The organism is Kitasatospora sp. NPDC058048, from assembly GCF_042885555.1.
In the GTDB taxonomy this organism is placed as follows: Bacteria; Actinomycetota; Actinomycetes; order Streptomycetales; family Streptomycetaceae; genus Kitasatospora; species Kitasatospora lactacystinica.
This window is the reverse complement of record NZ_JBHVRT010000034.1, coordinates 40,357-56,854: the sequence shown is the minus strand read 5'-3', so window position 1 is coordinate 56,854 and position 16,498 is coordinate 40,357. Positions and strand designations below refer to the sequence as shown.

Annotated in this window: 12 protein-coding genes and 1 tRNA gene; 6 read left to right on the top strand and 7 right to left on the bottom strand. The window is 71.5% G+C overall.

Annotation, left to right across the window (positions count from 1 at the left end; translation table 11 throughout):
- Positions 1-150 precede the first annotated feature (150 nt).
- Positions 151-1,107: a LysR family transcriptional regulator gene (locus ACFVVA_RS30075; RefSeq protein ID WP_387693921.1), complete on the top strand. Its 957-nt coding sequence runs from the start codon at positions 151-153 to the stop codon at positions 1,105-1,107.
- A 73-nt stretch (positions 1,108-1,180) separates the two neighbouring features.
- Here ACFVVA_RS30075 and ACFVVA_RS30070 read toward each other — a convergent pair whose 3' ends face one another.
- The gene (locus ACFVVA_RS30070) at positions 1,181-2,059 is read right to left on the bottom strand and encodes a hypothetical protein (protein ID WP_387693920.1); all 879 of its coding nucleotides are present in this window, start codon (positions 2,057-2,059) and stop codon (positions 1,181-1,183) included.
- Entirely contained in the window at positions 2,056-2,574 is a 519-nt protein-coding gene (locus ACFVVA_RS30065) for a SigE family RNA polymerase sigma factor (RefSeq protein ID WP_359897967.1), read from the bottom strand. Before ACFVVA_RS30065 ends, ACFVVA_RS30070 begins: the two co-directional genes overlap by 4 nt.
- A 141-nt stretch (positions 2,575-2,715) precedes the next feature.
- On the opposite strand from ACFVVA_RS30065, the gene hrpA reads away from it, so the two are divergent.
- Positions 2,716-6,696 carry an ATP-dependent RNA helicase HrpA gene (hrpA, locus tag ACFVVA_RS30060; protein WP_387693919.1) on the top strand — a complete coding sequence of 1,327 codons (3,981 nt, stop codon included), beginning with the start codon at positions 2,716-2,718 and terminating at the stop codon, positions 6,694-6,696.
- A gap of 124 nt (positions 6,697-6,820) precedes the next feature.
- A tRNA-Asp gene (locus tag ACFVVA_RS30055) sits at positions 6,821-6,894 on the top strand.
- A gap of 357 nt (positions 6,895-7,251) precedes the next feature.
- Here ACFVVA_RS30055 and bldC read toward each other — a convergent pair.
- Positions 7,252-7,458 carry a developmental transcriptional regulator BldC gene (gene bldC / locus ACFVVA_RS30050; RefSeq protein WP_014137253.1) on the bottom strand — a complete coding sequence of 69 codons (207 nt, stop codon included), beginning with the start codon at positions 7,456-7,458 and terminating at the stop codon, positions 7,252-7,254.
- A gap of 487 nt (positions 7,459-7,945) precedes the next feature.
- Positions 7,946-8,887 (bottom strand): hypothetical protein, encoded by a 942-nt coding sequence (locus ACFVVA_RS30045; RefSeq protein WP_387693918.1) that lies wholly within the window; start codon positions 8,885-8,887, stop codon positions 7,946-7,948.
- Positions 8,888-9,085: 198 nt separating this feature from the next.
- Here ACFVVA_RS30045 and ACFVVA_RS30040 point away from each other — a divergent pair, with 198 nt between their 5' ends.
- Entirely contained in the window at positions 9,086-10,243 is a 1,158-nt protein-coding gene (locus ACFVVA_RS30040) for a Glu/Leu/Phe/Val dehydrogenase dimerization domain-containing protein (RefSeq protein ID WP_387693917.1), read from the top strand.
- Positions 10,244-10,625: 382 nt separating this feature from the next.
- Complete coding sequence (locus ACFVVA_RS30035; RefSeq protein WP_359897971.1) at positions 10,626-10,883, top strand: DUF3073 domain-containing protein; 258 nt, start codon at positions 10,626-10,628, stop codon at positions 10,881-10,883.
- A 201-nt stretch (positions 10,884-11,084) separates the two neighbouring features.
- Here the strand turns inward: ACFVVA_RS30035 and purM are convergent, their stop codons facing one another.
- The 3 genes from purM to ACFVVA_RS30020 all read right to left on the bottom strand — a co-directional run bounded on the left by purM (position 11,085) and on the right by ACFVVA_RS30020 (position 15,010).
- Positions 11,085-12,170 carry a phosphoribosylformylglycinamidine cyclo-ligase gene (gene purM, locus ACFVVA_RS30030; RefSeq protein ID WP_359897972.1) on the bottom strand — a complete coding sequence of 362 codons (1,086 nt, stop codon included), beginning with the start codon at positions 12,168-12,170 and terminating at the stop codon, positions 11,085-11,087.
- A 100-nt stretch (positions 12,171-12,270) separates the two neighbouring features.
- A complete protein-coding gene (gene purF, locus ACFVVA_RS30025) occupies positions 12,271-13,854 on the bottom strand; it encodes an amidophosphoribosyltransferase (protein ID WP_387693916.1) in 1,584 nt (527 codons plus the stop codon).
- A gap of 310 nt (positions 13,855-14,164) precedes the next feature.
- Entirely contained in the window at positions 14,165-15,010 is an 846-nt protein-coding gene (locus ACFVVA_RS30020; RefSeq protein WP_380546262.1) for a diacylglycerol kinase, read from the bottom strand.
- A 126-nt stretch (positions 15,011-15,136) separates the two neighbouring features.
- On the opposite strand from ACFVVA_RS30020, the gene ACFVVA_RS30015 reads away from it, so the two are divergent.
- Positions 15,137-16,420, top strand: a complete 1,284-nt coding sequence (locus ACFVVA_RS30015) for an adenylosuccinate synthase (protein ID WP_359897977.1) — start codon at positions 15,137-15,139, stop codon at positions 16,418-16,420.
- Positions 16,421-16,498 lie beyond the last annotated feature (78 nt).

The following is a 16,498-nucleotide window of genomic DNA, read 5'->3' as shown; positions in this document are numbered from 1 at the left end:
GTCCGGCCTCCCGGCCGGACAACCACCGGTTGTCCGGCCGGGAGCGACGGGCCGCGGGGCGGCGACGATCCACCCGGCCGCGCCGCGGCCGGGGCCGAAGCCAGGGCGGGTGCCCCGCGGGAGTTCGCGGGCAGGCCCTAAGGTGCCCGGGTGGATCTGGATCTGGCGCAGGTGCGGGCGTTCGTCGTGGCGGCCGAGGAGTTGCACTTCGGGCGGGCGGCCGGGCGGTTGGGGATCAGCCAGCAGGGGCTGTCGAAGCGGGTGGCGCGGCTGGAGGCGGTGCTGGGGGTGCGGCTGCTGGACCGGGACGCGCGCGGGGTGGGGCTGACCGGGGCGGGGCTGCGGTTCCTGGAGCCGGCCCGGCGGGCGCTGATGCAGGGGGAGCGGGCGGTGGCGGCCGCGGGGTGCGCGGCGCGGCCGCTGCGGATCGACGTGTGGGGGCACCTGTACGCCCCGATGCGTACGCTCGCGCAGGCGGTGGACGCGGCGCCGGGGCTGCAGGTGGAGCCGGTGCCCGGCCGGGACCTGCCGTCCGTCGCGGCGGCCGTGCTGCGCGGGGAGTCGGACGCCGGGTTCGGCCGGGTGCACCGGCTGCCGGGCGGCGGGGGCGAGTTGACGCACCGGCTGGTCCGGCTGGAGCCGGTGGACGTCCTGCTGAGCACCGGCCATCCGCTGGCCGGCCGGGACGTCCTGCGCCCGGACGACCTGCGGGACAGTGTGCTGCGCTACCCGGCGGCGGTGGACCGGCTGGACTTCCTGACCCGCTTCGCCGAGCGCTTCGGGATCGCCCGCCGGGTCGGCTCGACCAACCTGGGCCTGGAGCACTTCGTGGACCAGGTCCGCGCCGACCCGGCGTGTTTCTCCCTCGTCCCCGCCGACGGCCCGCCGCCCGGGCGCCCGGGTGTCCGCACCGTCCCGCTGGCGGAGCCGACCCCGCTCTACGCCTGGTCGCTGCTCTGGCGCACCGGTCCGGACACCGACCCGCACCCCCGACTGGACGACCTGCTGCGGGCGTTCACCACCGGGGCGGCCCGCAACCGGTGGCTGGAGTACGACCCGGCCCGCGACTGGCTCCCGGACGCCGACCAGGCCGCGCTCCACCCGTGACGGGCGCCCCGACCGCCCCGATCACCCCGGCAGCCCCGGCCACCGACCCCGGCGGCCACCCGCGGCCACCGGCTCAGGAGGTCCGGAGCCAGGTGTCCTTGACGCGATCCACCGAGCCGTCCGCCGTGTAGTAGGTGACGGTCGCCGCGTCGGTGCCCGGCTTCGCCAGGATGCCGTAGTAGCGGAACGGGGAGTCCCCGACCACGACCGGCACCGCCTCGGTGGTGCCGCCGCTCTTCCAGGCGACCACGACCTTCGTGATGTCGGCCTGGACCCCCTCGATCACCACCGGCGGGATGCCAGCGCCATCGTCGAGGCCGAGCGACGAGCTGCCGATGACGCCCGGGAACCCGCCCGGGGCGGAGACCGCGTGCAGGGTGTCGTCCGCCTGCCGCTTGCCGTCCACGGTGTAGTAGTAGTTCACCCTGTCGATGCGCGTGTCCCAGTTGTCGTCGATGTCCTTCTGGGTGACCGGCTTCGCCGCCGGGTTGGCTGCGTGCCGCTCCGCCTGGATCATCCGGGCCTGCTTGGCGAAGTCCTCCTTGGCGGGGACGGCCGGCCACAGCGCCGTCCAGGCCTGCCAGGTGTGGCCGTTCGCGCTGCCTTCGGCGACCTTGACCCGGACGGGGTTGAACGGGTCCCGGGCGGTGGGTGCGCCCGTGGTGCTCACCGCGGTGGCCGAGGCCCCGGCCGAGGCCGCCACCACGGTCGAGACGGCCTGCCGGCCGCGCTCGCCGAGCACCGCCGTGCCCCCGGCGATGCCGGCGACCAGTACCGCCGCCACCCCGGCGGTCAGCAGCCGCCGGTGCCGCAGTCGCCGCCGGCCGCCGGCGACCAACCGGTCGTACGGGACCGTCCCGGTCTCGACACTCCCGGCCAGTTCGCCCAGGGCCCGCACGGCCGCCGTCTCGTCTCCGGTCGCCGTGTTCCCGGGCAGGAACTCGTTGCTCATCTTGCCCCTCCGATGCTGGTCAGTCCGATGAGTGAGGAGGCCCCGCGGAGCTTGGCCAGGCCTCTGGCCGCCTGGCTCTTGACCGTGCCGACCGAGCAGCCCATGGCCACCGCGGTCTGGGTCTCGCTGAGGTCCTCCCAGTACCGCAGCACCACGGCCTGGCGCTGGCGCGGCGGCAGGGTGCCGAGTGCGGCGAGCAGCACGGCCCGGTCGTCCGGGTCGGCGCCGGCCGGTGCGGGCCGGTCCGGGAATTCGGTGACCGGGTACTCGACCAGCCGCCGCCGGAACCGTCTGGCGTGCTCGTTGATCACGATCCGGCGCACATAGGCGTACGGGTCGTCCGCGGCACGCACCCGGTTCCATGCCGCGTACGCCCGCTCCAGCGCCTGCTGGACCAGGTCCTCGGCGCCGTGCCGGTCCCCCGCGAGCAGGAACGCCGTCCTGAGCAGCCGTGACCACGCGCTGCCGACGAACGTCCGGAACTCCTCGTCCCGGGCGGTCTTGTGGGCTCCCATGAGCACCTCCTCAACCTCCCGGAGCCCGGGACGGCCTCGGACCGTTGCCCGCCGTTCGCGATTCGCCGCCGACGGCTGTGACACTGGAGGGGCTCGAAAACCGAGGTGCGCTCCGCCGTGCCTCCTTGCGAACCTAGAGGGATGCCCGCAGTGAGTTCTCCCGCAGTCCAGTCCGCCACCGTACCCGCCGAGGGCCCCGGAATCGGCGGGCTGGCCGCCCGTCTGCCCGAGCTGACCCTGCGCGACCAGGTGCGGATCGGGCGCCGGCTGGAGGGGGCCCGTCGGGTCCGCAAGCCCGAGGCCCGGCAGAAGGTCGCCGCCGAGATCGCCGCCGAGATCGACCGCGCCGAGGCGGTCGTCGAGCGGCGCCGGCGCGCCGTCCCGAGGATCGGCTATCCCGCCGAGCTCCCGGTCAGCCAGAAGAAGGACGAGATCCTGGCGGCGATCCGGGACCACCAGGTGGTGATCGTCGCGGGCGAGACCGGCTCCGGCAAGACCACCCAGATCCCGAAGATCTGCCTGGAGCTCGGCCGTGGCGTGCGCGGCCTGGTCGGCCATACCCAGCCGCGCCGGATCGCCGCCCGCACGGTGGCCGAGCGGGTCGCGGAGGAGCTGGACAGCCCGCTCGGCGAGGCGGTCGGCTGGAAGGTCCGGTTCACCGACCAGGTCGGCCAGGACACCCTGGTCAAGCTGATGACGGACGGCATCCTGCTCGCGGAGATCCAGACCGACCGCGACCTGCACCAGTACGACACCCTGATCATCGACGAGGCGCACGAGCGCAGCCTCAACATCGACTTCATCCTCGGCTACGTCAAGCAGCTGCTCCCCCGCCGCCCGGACCTCAAGGTCGTGATCACCTCCGCGACCATCGACCCGGAGCGCTTCGCCCGGCACTTCGGCGACGCCCCGATCATCGAGGTCTCCGGCCGCACCTACCCGGTCGAGGTCCGCTACCGGCCGATCGTCGACGAGGCCGACGACGAGGCGGACGAGGCGGACCGCGACCGGGACCAGGTCCAGGCGATCTGCGAGGCCGCCGAGGAGCTCCAGGCCGAGGGCCCCGGCGACATCCTGGTCTTCCTCTCCGGCGAGCGCGAGATCCGCGACACCGCGGACGCCCTCGGGAAGCTGAAGCTGAAGAACACCGAGATCCTGCCGCTGTACGCGCGGCTCAGCTCGGCCGAGCAGCACAAGGTCTTCCAGCGCTCCCGCAGCCGCCGGATCGTGCTGGCCACCAACGTGGCCGAGACCTCGCTGACCGTCCCCGGCATCAAGTACGTGATCGACCCGGGCAGCGCCCGGATCTCCCGCTACAGCCACCGCACCAAGGTGCAGCGGCTGCCGATCGAGGCGATCAGCCAGGCCAGCGCCAACCAGCGCAAGGGCCGCTGCGGCCGTACCTCGGACGGCATCTGCATCCGGCTCTACTCGGAGGAGGACTTCCTCTCCCGCCCCGAGTTCACCGACGCCGAGATCCTGCGCACCAACCTGGCCTCGGTGATCCTCCAGATGACGGCGGCCGGCCTCGGCGACATCGCCGCCTTCCCGTTCCTGGACCCGCCGGACTCGCGCAACATCAAGGACGGCGTCGCCCTGCTGCACGAGCTGGGCGCGCTCGACCCGGAGGAGAAGGATCCGCGCAAGCGCCTGACCCAGCTGGGCCGCAAGCTCGCCCAGCTCCCGGTGGACCCGCGGATGGCCCGCATGGTGCTGGAGGCGGACCGCAACGGCTGCGTCCGCGACGTCATGGTGATCGCCGCCGCGCTCTCCATCCAGGACCCGCGCGAGCGCCCGGCCGAGAAGCGCCAGGCCGCCGACGAGCGGCACAAGCGGTTCAACTCGGAGACCTCCGACTTCCTCTCCTACCTGGCGATGTGGCGCTACGTCCGGGAGCAGCAGCGGGAGCTCTCCTCCTCGGCGTTCCGCCGGATGTGCAAGTCGGAGTTCCTCAACTACCTGCGGATACGGGAGTGGCAGGACATCTACGTCCAGCTGCGCACCGTCGCCAAGCAGTTGGGCGTCACGATCGAGGAGCCGCACGAGGACGCCGAGCCGGACGCCGACCGGATCCACCAGTCGCTGCTGGCCGGCCTGCTCTCCCACATCGGTCTGTTCGACGTGGAGAAGCGCGAGTACGGCGGTGCGCGCGGCGCCCGCTTCGCGGTGTTCCCGGGCTCCGGCCTGTTCAAGAAGCCGCCGCGCTGGGTGATGTCGGCGGAGCTGGTGGAGACCTCCCGGCTCTGGGCGCGGATCAACGCGAAGATCGAGCCGGAGTGGGTCGAGCCGCTGGCCGGCCACCTGATCAAGCGGAGTTACAGCGAGCCGCACTGGGAGAAGAAGGCCGGCGCCGTCATGGCGTACGAGAAGGTGACCCTCTACGGGATGCCGGTCGTCGCCCAGCGCAAGGTCAACTACGGGAGGATCGACCCGGAGCTCTGTCGCGAGCTGTTCATCCGCAACGCGCTGGTCGAGGGCGACTGGGAGACCCACCACCGGTTCTTCGCGGAGAACCGCAAGCTGCTCGGCGAGGTCGAGGAGCTGGAGAACCGGGCCCGCCGCCGGGACATCCTGGTGGACGACCAGACCCTGTTCGACTTCTACGACGCCCGGTTGCCCGACGAGATCGTCTCCACCCGGCACTTCGACTCCTGGTGGAAGAAGGCCCGGCACGAGCAGCCGGACCTGCTGAACTTCGAGAAGTCGATGCTGATCAACGACGCCGCGGACGGCGTCACCGAGGCCGACTACCCGGACCACTGGCAGCAGGGCAAGCTCCGCTTCAAGCTGACCTACCAGTTCGAGCCGGGCAGCGACGCGGACGGCGTGACCGTGCACATCCCGCTGCCGGTGCTGAACCAGGTCACCGCGGAGGGCTTCGACTGGCAGATCCCCGGTCTGCGGGAGGAGCTGGTCACCGCGTACATCAAGTCGCTGCCGAAGGCGATCCGGCGAAACTTCGTTCCGGCGCCGGACTTCGCCCGGGCGGCGCTGCGCGCGGTGAAGGACCGCCAGGAGCCCCTGCTCCCGGCCCTGGAGCACGCCCTGAAGCGCCTGACGGCGGTCACCGTGCCCCCGGAGGCCTGGGACGACGACCGGGTGCCCGATCACCTCAAGGTGACCTTCCGGGTGGTGGACGGCCGCAAGAAGCTCGCCGAGTCCAAGGACCTGGAGGAGCTGCGGCTCCGGCTCAAGCCCAAGCTCAAGGAGACGCTCTCCTCGGCCGCGTCCGGCCAGGGCATCGAGCAGAGCGGGCTGACCGCCTGGCCTGCCTCGCTGCCGGTGCTCCAGCGCACCTTCGAGCAGCGTTCGCGCGGCCACTCGATGCGCGCCTACCCGGCCCTGGTGGACGAGGGCCCGTCGGTCGGCGTCAAGCTGTTCGACACCCCGGAAGCGCAGGCCCGGTCGATGTGGGAGGGGACGCGGCGGCTGCTGATGCTGACCACCACCTCCCCGGCCAAGTCCATCCAGGGCCGGCTGGGCAACCAGGCGAAGCTGGCGCTCTCGCACAGCCCGCACGGCTCGATCGGCGCCCTGTTCGAGGACGTCGTGGCCGCCGCGACGGACCGGCTGATGGCCCTGGCCGGCGGGCCGGCCTGGGACGAGGCGGCCTTCGGCAAGCTGCACGACAAGGTGCGCACGGACCTGTACGACCTGTCCGCGGACACCACGCTGAAGACGGCCACCGCGCTGATCGCCTTCCACAAGGCCTCGACCCGGCTGAAGTCGGTGAGCAGCCCGGTGCTGCTGAACGCGGTGAACGACGTCCGGCTGCACCTGGCCTCGCTGGTGCACCCGGGCTTCGTGACGGCCACCGGCTGGCAGCGGCTGCCGGACCTCAAGCGCTACCTGCTGGCGGTGGACCGCCGCCTGGAGGCGCTGCCCAACCATCCGCAGCGGGACGCCCAGCAGCTGCTGAAGGTGCAGCAGGTGCAGCAGGAGTACGGGGAGCTGCTGGCGGCGGTGCCGGCCGGGCACCAGCCGTCCGCGGAGGTGCGGGCGATCCGCTGGATGATCGAGGAGCTGCGGGTCAGTTTCTTCGCCCAGTCGCTGGGCACCCCGAGCCCGGTGTCGGAGAAGCGGATCACGAAGGCGATGGCGGCGGCGCGGGCGACGCTCTGACCCGGGTGGCCGTGTGAGCTGCGGTGGGCCTTCAGGAGCCAGTTCGACCTGGGGGCCCACCATGGGCTACAGTCTGTCTTGTTCGCAGCGCGGCAAGCGAGTGAACGAGATCAGGAAACACTCTGGTCCCGTGGAGCAGTTGGTTAGCTCGCCACCCTGTCAAGGTGGAGGTCGCGGGTTCAAGTCCCGTCGGGATCGCCGCAGTGCGAGAGGCCCGGAACCGTCAGGTTCCGGGCCTCTCGCTTTTGACCGTTCGGCCCACTACCCCGGCCAGGTCTAGACCACAAGTGACGGACCGTGTGACGGTCGTCACGGAACCTCCCCAGGAATCGGCCCCGCGCCACCCTTCCGGGAACTGCGTTAATTTAATATGTAAAATTGTACAGCTATTCACTGTAAATCCCCCCCGCCCCACGCGCATCAAATCGTTATCCGGAGTTCAACATTCCGACCACTCGCCCGGCACGGAACACCCTCGGGCGGGCACGACAAAGGGGCCGCTTACCGGACCCGGCGGAGTCCGGTAAGCGGCCCCTTTAAAGAGCCTTCGGCCTATCAGGCCTCAGTGCGCTGGGCGGGAATCCCAGCAAGCAGAGCGCGCACCTCCGCCTCACGGTAACGGCGGTGACCGCCGAGCGTGCGAATCGACGTCAGCTTGCCCGCCTTTGCCCAGCGAGTGACCGTCTTCGGGTCCACGCGGAACATGGTGGCAACCTCTGCCGGCGTCAGCAGCGGCTCAGCATCAGGGGTACGAGCGGTCATGAGCGGCCTCCTCGGGAGAACCGAACCAGGGCGGTTCTATCCTTCAAATTCTGCACCTTGGCCCGCGATGCCCGAAATGGCATAGACGGGCCGAGTCGGTTATAGGACGAACGGCTTGTCCTGGTGTCTACAACTACACCATCCGTCCAGCCCTATCGACCAAACCGCCAAAATTGACCCCTCACGGGTTCAAGGCCGACGGATGGCGATGGACCACCCCATAACGGACAGTCACGCAGCCATGACATCCGGTTACGAAGGGACCAGACCCTCCGTTTCCCCGCAAAGCACGCATCGACTCCAGAACCACCCAAAAGTGGGCACGCTCACGTGAAGTTGGGCTGGTTGTCCCATTTTTGCACATAGGGGTAAGTTCGCGTCAACGGTGAGTAGTGTCACGTTCGGCAGCTATTGACCCGAACCAGGACCTTGGTCATCGGACGTGCAGTGCTTAGGACTCTTACAGTCATACACGCGCGGTCGGACATCAGTTCGCGTGCCGCAGCGCCAGCACCCGGCGCCACCGCACCGTCAGCTCCCCGTACACGCGCAGCGCCTCGGCGGTGTCCCCCGCCCGCAGCGCCCGCAGCCCCTCCTCCAGTTCCCCCGCCGAACGGTCCGCCAGCAACCGCTCCGGGCCCAGCAGATGCACCAGGCCCCCGTAGTCCAGTTCCACCAGCGAGCGCGGATGGAACTCCTCCAGCCAGCGCCCGACCCGCTCCGCCCCCTGCACCAGCTCCCCGTCCGGCACCGCCTCGCGCAGCGCCCGGAAGGCCCGCGCCACCCGCCGGCGCGCCTGCGCCATCGGCACCAGGTAGAACAGCGCCGCCGGCCGGCCCCCGGGCCCCTCCTCCGCTTCCCCTCCCGGTCCGTCCGCGGGTCCGTCCGCGGGTCCGTCCCCGCCCGGCACGAAGCAGCGGTCCTCGTCCCCGAAGGGCAGGAACCAGCGCACCGGCACCTCCCACCGGCTGGTCAGGATCCACGGCCGGGCGTCCGGGTGCTCGGCCCGCCAGCGCTCCCGGTCCGCCTCGGCGGCCGCCCGGGCCACCGGCGGCAGCGCGGTGTCCAGCAGCGCCACCGGCGCCCCGGCCCGCAGCTCCTCCAGCGCCTCCCAGCTGCGCAGTCGGGTCGCCCACGGGCAGACGTACAGTACGCCGTCCACCACCCGCAGGTACGCCCGCCCGCTCTCCCGCTCGGGCAGCGCCCGGGGCGTGCGGGCGGCCAGCCCGGCGAGCGCCTCCCGCTGCTCCTCCAGCACCGCCGCCGCCACCGGCTGCGACGGCTCGGCGGCGTCCGGACCGCGCTCCGCCGCACAGGCCTGCCAGTGCGCCCGCTCGGGCTCCGGATAGGCGGCCAGCGGCTCGTAGACCCGCAGGTGGGCGGCGTAGGGCGGTTGTACGGAAGTACGTACGACGGTCACGTCCTGCATGGTCGCACGCACCGCCCGGCCCCGGGAGGGCGCGCCCCCGAACCGTTCGCGCCCGCACCCCGTCCCCCTTCCCGTCTCACTCCTCGGACGACCGGCCCCAGCTCGGACAAGACGGCCGATCGGCGGCACGGGCGCGGCTACGCTTCGCCTCAGACGCCCGCACCACAGCAGCGGGCCTTCGATACTGGAGTCACCACAGTGACCGACGTACAGACCCCCGCCACGCACTCCGCACCCGGCGTGCTCAGCAGGATCTTCCGTACCGAACAGGACGGCGCCCCCGGCGACGGTCACGAGCAGGTCGTCCTCTGCCACGACCGCAGCTCGGGCCTGAAGGCGATCATCGCCATCCACTCGACCGCCCTGGGCCCGGCCCTCGGCGGCACCCGCTTCTTCCCGTACGCCTCCGAGGAGGCGGCGCTGGAGGACGCACTGAACCTGTCCCGCGGAATGTCCTACAAGAACGCGCTGGCCGGCCTGGACCTCGGTGGCGGCAAGGCCGTCATCATCGGCGACCCGAACAAGGACAAGAACGAGGCGATGCTCCGGGCCTACGGCCGCTTCGTCGAGTCCCTGCGCGGCCGCTACATCACCGCCTGCGACGTGGGCACCTACGTCCAGGACATGGACGTCATCGCCCGCGAGACCGAGTTCGTGACCGGCCGCTCGCCCGAGCACGGCGGCGCCGGCGACTCGTCCATCCTGACCGCCTTCGGCGTCTTCCAGGGCATGCGCGCCAGCGCCCAGGCCCGCTGGGGCCAGCCGACCCTGCGCGGCAAGCGGGTCGGCGTCGCGGGCGTCGGCAAGGTCGGCCACTACCTGGTCGGCCACCTGGTCGCGGACGGCGCCACGGTCGTCGTCACCGACCCCTTCGAGGCCGCGGTCAACCGGGTGCGCGCCGCCCACCCGGAGGTGGAGGTCGTCGCCGACACCACCGCCCTGCTCCAGGCCAAGCTGGACGTCTACGCCCCCTGCGCCCTCGGCGGCGCGCTGACCGACGCCACGGTCGCCGCGCTGGGCGAGTTCGGCACCTCCGTCGTCTGCGGCGCGGCCAACAACCAGCTGGCCCACCCGGGCGTCGAGAAGGACCTGGCCGACCGCGGCATCCTCTACGCGCCGGACTACCTGGTGAACTCCGGCGGCGTCATCCAGGTCGCCGACGAGATCGACGGCTTCAACTTCGAGCGGGCCAAGAACAAGGCCACGAAGATCTTCGACACCACCCTGGAGATCTTCACCCGGGCGACGGCCGACGGCATCCCGCCCGCGGTCGCCGCCGACCGCCTGGCCGAGAAGCGGATGCGCGAGATCAGCGCCCTGCGCACGGTGCTGCTGCCCGGCGCCCGCCGCGCCTGACGGGTCGACAACCGACCCGGTGATGCGCGGGGGGCCGTGGGGACGGTCCCCCGCGCATCACGATGTGGAACCGGATTCTCACTTCTCCCGCCGAACGGGTGATCCGAGGCCCCCCTAGGGGGGATAATCAGTCCTGGAACGACGGACCTCAGACACCTCTGGACAGCGCGCAAAACGCCGCAAAACCTCCCTTGACCTGGGAAGACCTGGTCGCGGGTGCGGTCGGTGCGCGCCACGTCACACCGACGACGTACCGTCCAGCGGCGGAAACAGGTACCGTTAATGCTCCAAGGGACGGTCCTCCCATTCGGGCAGGCCGGTCCTGATCATGAACACGTGTCAGACTCGGGGCCGTGAGCCCCATCGTTGAGGGGGTCGACCCATGGGGCGCGGCCGGGCCAAGGCCAAGCAGACGAAGGTCGCCCGCGAGCTGAAGTACAACAGCGGCGGGTTCGACGCTAACCGTCTGTCCAACGAGCTGGGCGTATCTCCGTCCACCGCCTCGATCGAGCCGGAGCCGATCGAGGAGGAGGAGGAGGACGACCCGTACGCGGAGTACGCAGCCCGCTACGCCGACCTCGACGACGAGGACGACAACGGGCCAGGCACCGGGGCGTCCCAGGCCTCCCGCCGCTCGTAGCCACAGCAGTCCCGCCGACCGGTTCGGGCACCCGCCAGGGCGCCGGACCGGTCTTCGGCGTTCCCTCGTGCCGGACCGCCCCGCCCGGCGTTCCCCCGTACGGTGCGCCGACCGGTTCCGCACGGTCCGCCGACCTCCTCCACCGCACGCGAGAGGGCCCCTCCGGTGCTCCGGAGAGGCCCTCTCGTCGTCACGCCGGGGTCAGCTCGCCCGGAAGCCCTCGTAGGCGTTGTAGAGGGCCGCGCCGCCCTCGTGCCCGTCGCCGCGCTCGACGATGTCGCCGAGCAGCCAGGCCTCCACGCCGCGGTCCTCCAGGATCGACAGCACGACGTCCACCGAGTGCGGCGGGACGACCGCGACCATGCCGACGCCCATGTTCAGCGTCTTCTCGATCTCCAGGGTGGCCACCTTGCCGACCTCGGCGACGGTCTGGAAGACCGGCAGCGGGGTCCAGGTGCCGCGGTCCAGGCGGGCGTGCAGGCCGTCCGGGACGACCCGGGCCAGGTTGGCCGCCAGGCCGCCGCCGGTGACGTGCGAGAAGGCGTGCACCTCGGTGGCGCGGGTGAGCGCCAGGCAGTCCAGCGAGTAGATCCGGGTCGGCTCCAGCAGCTCCTCGCCGAGGGTGCGGCCGAACTCCTCGACCTTGCGGTCCAGCTTCCAGCCGGCCTCGTTCAGCAGCACGTGGCGGACCAGCGAGTAGCCGTTGGAGTGCAGGCCGGAGGCGGCCATCGCGATCACCACGTCGCCGGCCCGGACCCGGTCCGCGCCGAGCAGCGCGTCGGCCTCCACCACACCGGTGCCGGCACCCGCGACGTCGTACTCGTCCGGGCCCAGCAGGCCCGGGTGCTCGGCGGTCTCGCCGCCGACCAGGGCGCAGCCGGCCAGCGCGCAGCCCTCGGCGATGCCCTTGACGATCGCGGCGACCCGCTCCGGGACGACCTTGCCGACGCAGATGTAGTCGGTCATGAACAGCGGCTCGGCGCCGCACACCACCAGGTCGTCGACGACCATGCCGACCAGGTCGTGGCCGATGGTGTCGTGCTTGTCCATGGCGGCGGCGATGGCCACCTTGGTCCCCACGCCGTCGGTGGCCGAGGCCAGCAGCGGCCGCTCGTAGTTCTTGAAGGCGGACGCGTCGAAGAGGCCGGCGAAACCGCCGAGACCGCCGACCACCTCGGGGCGGTTGGCCTTCTTCACCCACTGCTTCATGAGCTCGACGGCGCGGTCGCCCGCCTCGATGTCGACACCGGCGGCGGCGTAGGTGGCACCGTTCTGGTTGCTGGTCACTGCGTGCGGCCCTTTCGGGTCAGGTGGGGGTGGTTCTACGGAACAGCAGGGGGTGGAACAGCGGTGGGGCCCCGGTTCACGGGACCCCACCGTCGGTTCGTTACGGCCGGCGCAGCGCGTCGGCCGCGCCCGCCCCGCCGAGCAGCGACTGGACGCCGTCCAGGTCGCTGCCGCTGGTCGGCTTGCCGCGGACGGCCGGCGGCTGCTGGCCGCCCTTGATCTCGGCCTCCAGCAGGAGCTTGCCGAGCAGCGCCGGATCCGGCAGCTCCATCGGGTACTCGCCGTCGAAGCAGGCCCGGCAGAGCCGGTCCTTCGGCTGCGCGGTGGCCTCGATCATGCCGTCGATCGAGATGTAGGAGAGCGAGTCCGCACCGAGGGTGCGGCCGATCTCCTCGATGGTCATGCCGTTGGCGATCAGCTCCGCGCGGGTGGCGAAGTCGATGCCGAAGAAGCAGGGCCACTTCACCGGCGGCGAGGAGATCCGGATGTGGACCTCGGCGGCGCCGGCCTCGCGGAGCATCTTCACCAGGGCCCGCTGGGTGTTGCCGCGCACGATCGAGTCGTCCACGACCACCAGGCGCTTGCCCGCGATGACCTCGCGCAGCGGGTTGAGCTTGAGCCGGATGCCGAGCTGGCGGATCGTCTGGCTGGGCTGGATGAAGGTGCGGCCCACGTAGGCGTTCTTCACCAGGCCGGAGCCGTACGGGATGCCACTGGCCTCGGCGTAGCCGATCGCGGCGGGGGTGCCGGACTCGGGCGTCGCTATCACCAGGTCGGCCTCGACGGGCGCCTCCTTGGCCAGCCGGCGGCCCATCTCCACGCGGGAGAGGTGCACGTTGCGGCCGGCGATGGAGGTGTCGGGGCGGGCCAGGTAGACGTACTCGAAGACGCAGCCCTTGGGCTTGGCCTCGGCGAACCGGGAGCTGCGCATCCCGTTCTCGTCGATGGCGATGAGCTCGCCGGGCTCGACCTCGCGGATGAAGGAGGCGCCGCAGATGTCCAGCGCCGCCGTCTCGGAGGCGACCACCCAGCCGCGCTCCAGCCGGCCGAGCACCAGCGGGCGGATGCCCTGCGGGTCACGGGCGGCGTAGAGGGTGTGCTCGTCCATGAAGACGAGCGAGAACGCGCCCTTGACCTGGGGCAGCACGACCTTGGCCGTCTCCTCGATGGAGAGGTCCGGGTGGCCGGCGAGCAGCGCCGTCACCAGGTCGGTGTCATTGGTCGCGGCGCTCCGGCCGGAGCGCGAGACGTGCTCCTCGCCGGGGAGTTCGGCGACCATGGCCGCCAGTTCGGCGGTGTTCACCAGGTTTCCGTTGTGCCCGAGGGCCAGCGAACCGTGAACGGTCGCCCGGAAGGTCGGCTGGGCGTTCTCCCAGACCGAGGAACCGGTGGTCGAGTAGCGGGCGTGTCCGACGGCGATATGCCCGTGCAACGACCCCAGCGAGGCCTCGTCGAAGACCTGGGAAACGAGGCCCATGTCCTTGAAGACGAGAATCTGGGAGCCGTTGCTCACTGCGATGCCCGCGGATTCCTGACCGCGGTGCTGCAGGGCGTAAAGGCCGAAGAACGTGAGCTTGGCGACCTCCTCGCCGGGAGCCCAGACACCGAAGACGCCACAAGCGTCCTGGGGGCCTTTCTCACCGGGAAGAAGATCGTGGTTGAGTCTTCCGTCACCACGTGGCACGCCTTCGAGTCTAGGGCAGTTGACCCGGGCTGTCGGACCCCGGGACTGCGGGTTTGTCCGGCGATCGCGAGTTGATGCGCGTAGACAAAACCCCTTACCGGCCGGGGATTTCGGGTGGGGGGAATTCCGGCGGGCGGCGCTTGGCCTTGTGGTTCGCGCCTGTTGGGGAGTTCCGGGTGCGCGGCGGCGGGGGTCCGGGCACGGACGAACGTGAGCCTGCTCACCCGGCGTTCCCCCACCCGTCGCCCGCCGGTCGCCCACCGGTCGGTCGGGCGGTCGGGCGCGGTCGGGCGGGCGTTCAGGCAGTCGGTCAGGCGGCCGGCAGCAGCAGGCCCCAGGCTCCCGGGTGCACCGTCCAGGTCCGCGCCCGGACCGGACCGACCGGGCGGCCGTCGGCCTCGTAGTCGAAGCCCCGCCCGACCACCGACACGCTCGCCGCCCGGGCGCGCACCAGGGCGCCGGAGGCGGCGACCACCACCTCCATCTCGCCCGTCCCGTCCGAGGCGCCGGACGGCAGCGTGACCTGGACCAGCCGGACCGGCCGGTGGACGTCCGCGAGCAGTCGGCCGTCGGCCTCGACCCGGACCCGGGAGCTGTGGTCGGCGCCGTCCGGAGTGAGTGCGTTCGCCTGCTCGGCCGCAGCCAGTTTCGCCCATAGCGAACGCCAGCCACCCGAACGGCCCACCATGCGCCGCGCACCCCCGCCGGTGATCCGCACCCCGCCCAGCGCCACCCCGCCACCGTCGTCCACCAGCAGGTCCAGCCGGCGCGGCGCGCCCGACAGCACCGCCCGCGCGGCCCGCACCGGCTCCCCCGGCACGCCGAGCGCGCGGGCCGCCGCCAGCTCCTGCGAGCGGCCGACCGGAACCATCCCCACCGGTTCCGTGCCCAGCTCACGCTGGCGATGCAGGGCCTGGAGCACCCGCTGCAGCGCGAGGTCGGAACCGATCACCACCGGTCGCCTCCGGCCCCGGTGCGAAAGCACCCGGTCGAGCTCGGAAGGACTCTCCGGAAAGGCCACCTTCACGTCCGCGCCCCCGCAGAGCACGTCCTTCGCGATCCGCACCGACTCGCCGTCGGTCTGCCGGGCCACCGGGTCGAGGAGCAGCAGGAGCGGCTCCGGGCCGCCGGTAGCAGGCGTGGACAGGGACGACACGACCGGTCCTTCCTCAGGTAATCTCTCGGTGCAAGAGCCCCTTGCGCCATTGCGCCAGGGGCTTCGTCTATCTCGGGGCAGACTGCGGCCTACGCAGGATGCCCCAACCGGAAGGGGTGTACGCCTGTGCCGGCACTCGTGCTCGTTGGCGCTCAGTGGGGAGACGAGGGCAAGGGGAAGGCCACCGACCTCCTCGGTGGCTCCGTGGACTACGTGGTCCGCTACCAGGGCGGCAACAACGCCGGTCACACGGTGGTCATCGGCGACCAGAAGTACGCCCTGCACCTGCTCCCTTCCGGAATCCTCAGCCCGAACGTGACGCCGGTGATCGGCAACGGCGTCGTGATCGACCCGGCCGTGCTGCTCTCCGAGCTGGCCGGCCTGAACGAGCGCGGCATCGACACCTCCAAGCTGCTGATCTCGGGCAACGCCCACCTGATCACGCCGTACCACCGCACCCTGGACAAGGTCACCGAGCGCTTCCTCGGCAAGCGCCGGATCGGCACCACCGGCCGCGGCATCGGCCCGACCTACGCGGACAAGATCAACCGCGTCGGCATCCGGGTCCAGGACCTGTTCGACGAGTCGATCCTGCGCCAGAAGATCGAGGCGGCGCTGCACGACAAGAACCAGATCCTGGTCAAGCTGTACAACCGCCGCACCATCCCGGCCGACCTGGTGGTCGAGGAGTACCTGGGCTACGCGGAGAAGATCAAGCCCTTCCTCTCCGACACCACCCTCGTCCTGGACGAGGCGCTGAAGGCGGACAAGGTCGTCCTGCTGGAGGGCGGCCAGGGCACCCTGCTCGACGTCGACCACGGCACGTACCCCTTCGTGACCTCGTCGAACCCGACCGCGGGCGGCGCCTGCACCGGCGCCGGCATCGGCCCGACCAAGATCGACCGGGTCATCGGCATCCTCAAGGCCTACACCACCCGCGTCGGCTCCGGCCCGTTCCCGACCGAGCTGCTCGACGCGGACGGCGAGGCGCTGCGCCGGATCGGCGGCGAGCGCGGTGTCACCACCGGCCGCGACCGCCGCTGCGGCTGGTTCGACGCCGTGATCGCGCGCTACGCGACCCGGGTCAACGGCCTCACCGACTTCTTCCTCACCAAGCTGGACGTGCTGACCGGCTGGGAGCAGATCCCGGTCTGCGTCGCGTACGAGATCGACGGCAAGCGGGTCGAGGAGCTCCCCTACAACCAGTCGGACTTCCACCACGCCAAGCCGATCTACGAGACGCTGCCGGGCTGGACCGAGGACATCAGCAAGGCGAAGTCCTTCGCCGATCTGCCGAAGAACGCCCAGGCGTACGTGAAGGCGCTGGAGGAGATGTCGGGCGCGCCGATCTCCGCCATCGGCGTCGGCCCGGGCCGCGACGAGACGATCCAGATCAACTCGTTCATCTGAGCCGGAACCCGCTCTTCACCGAGGGCCCCGCAGGACGCACCGTCCTGCGGGGCCCTTCGTCGTCCCGGATCCTCCGTG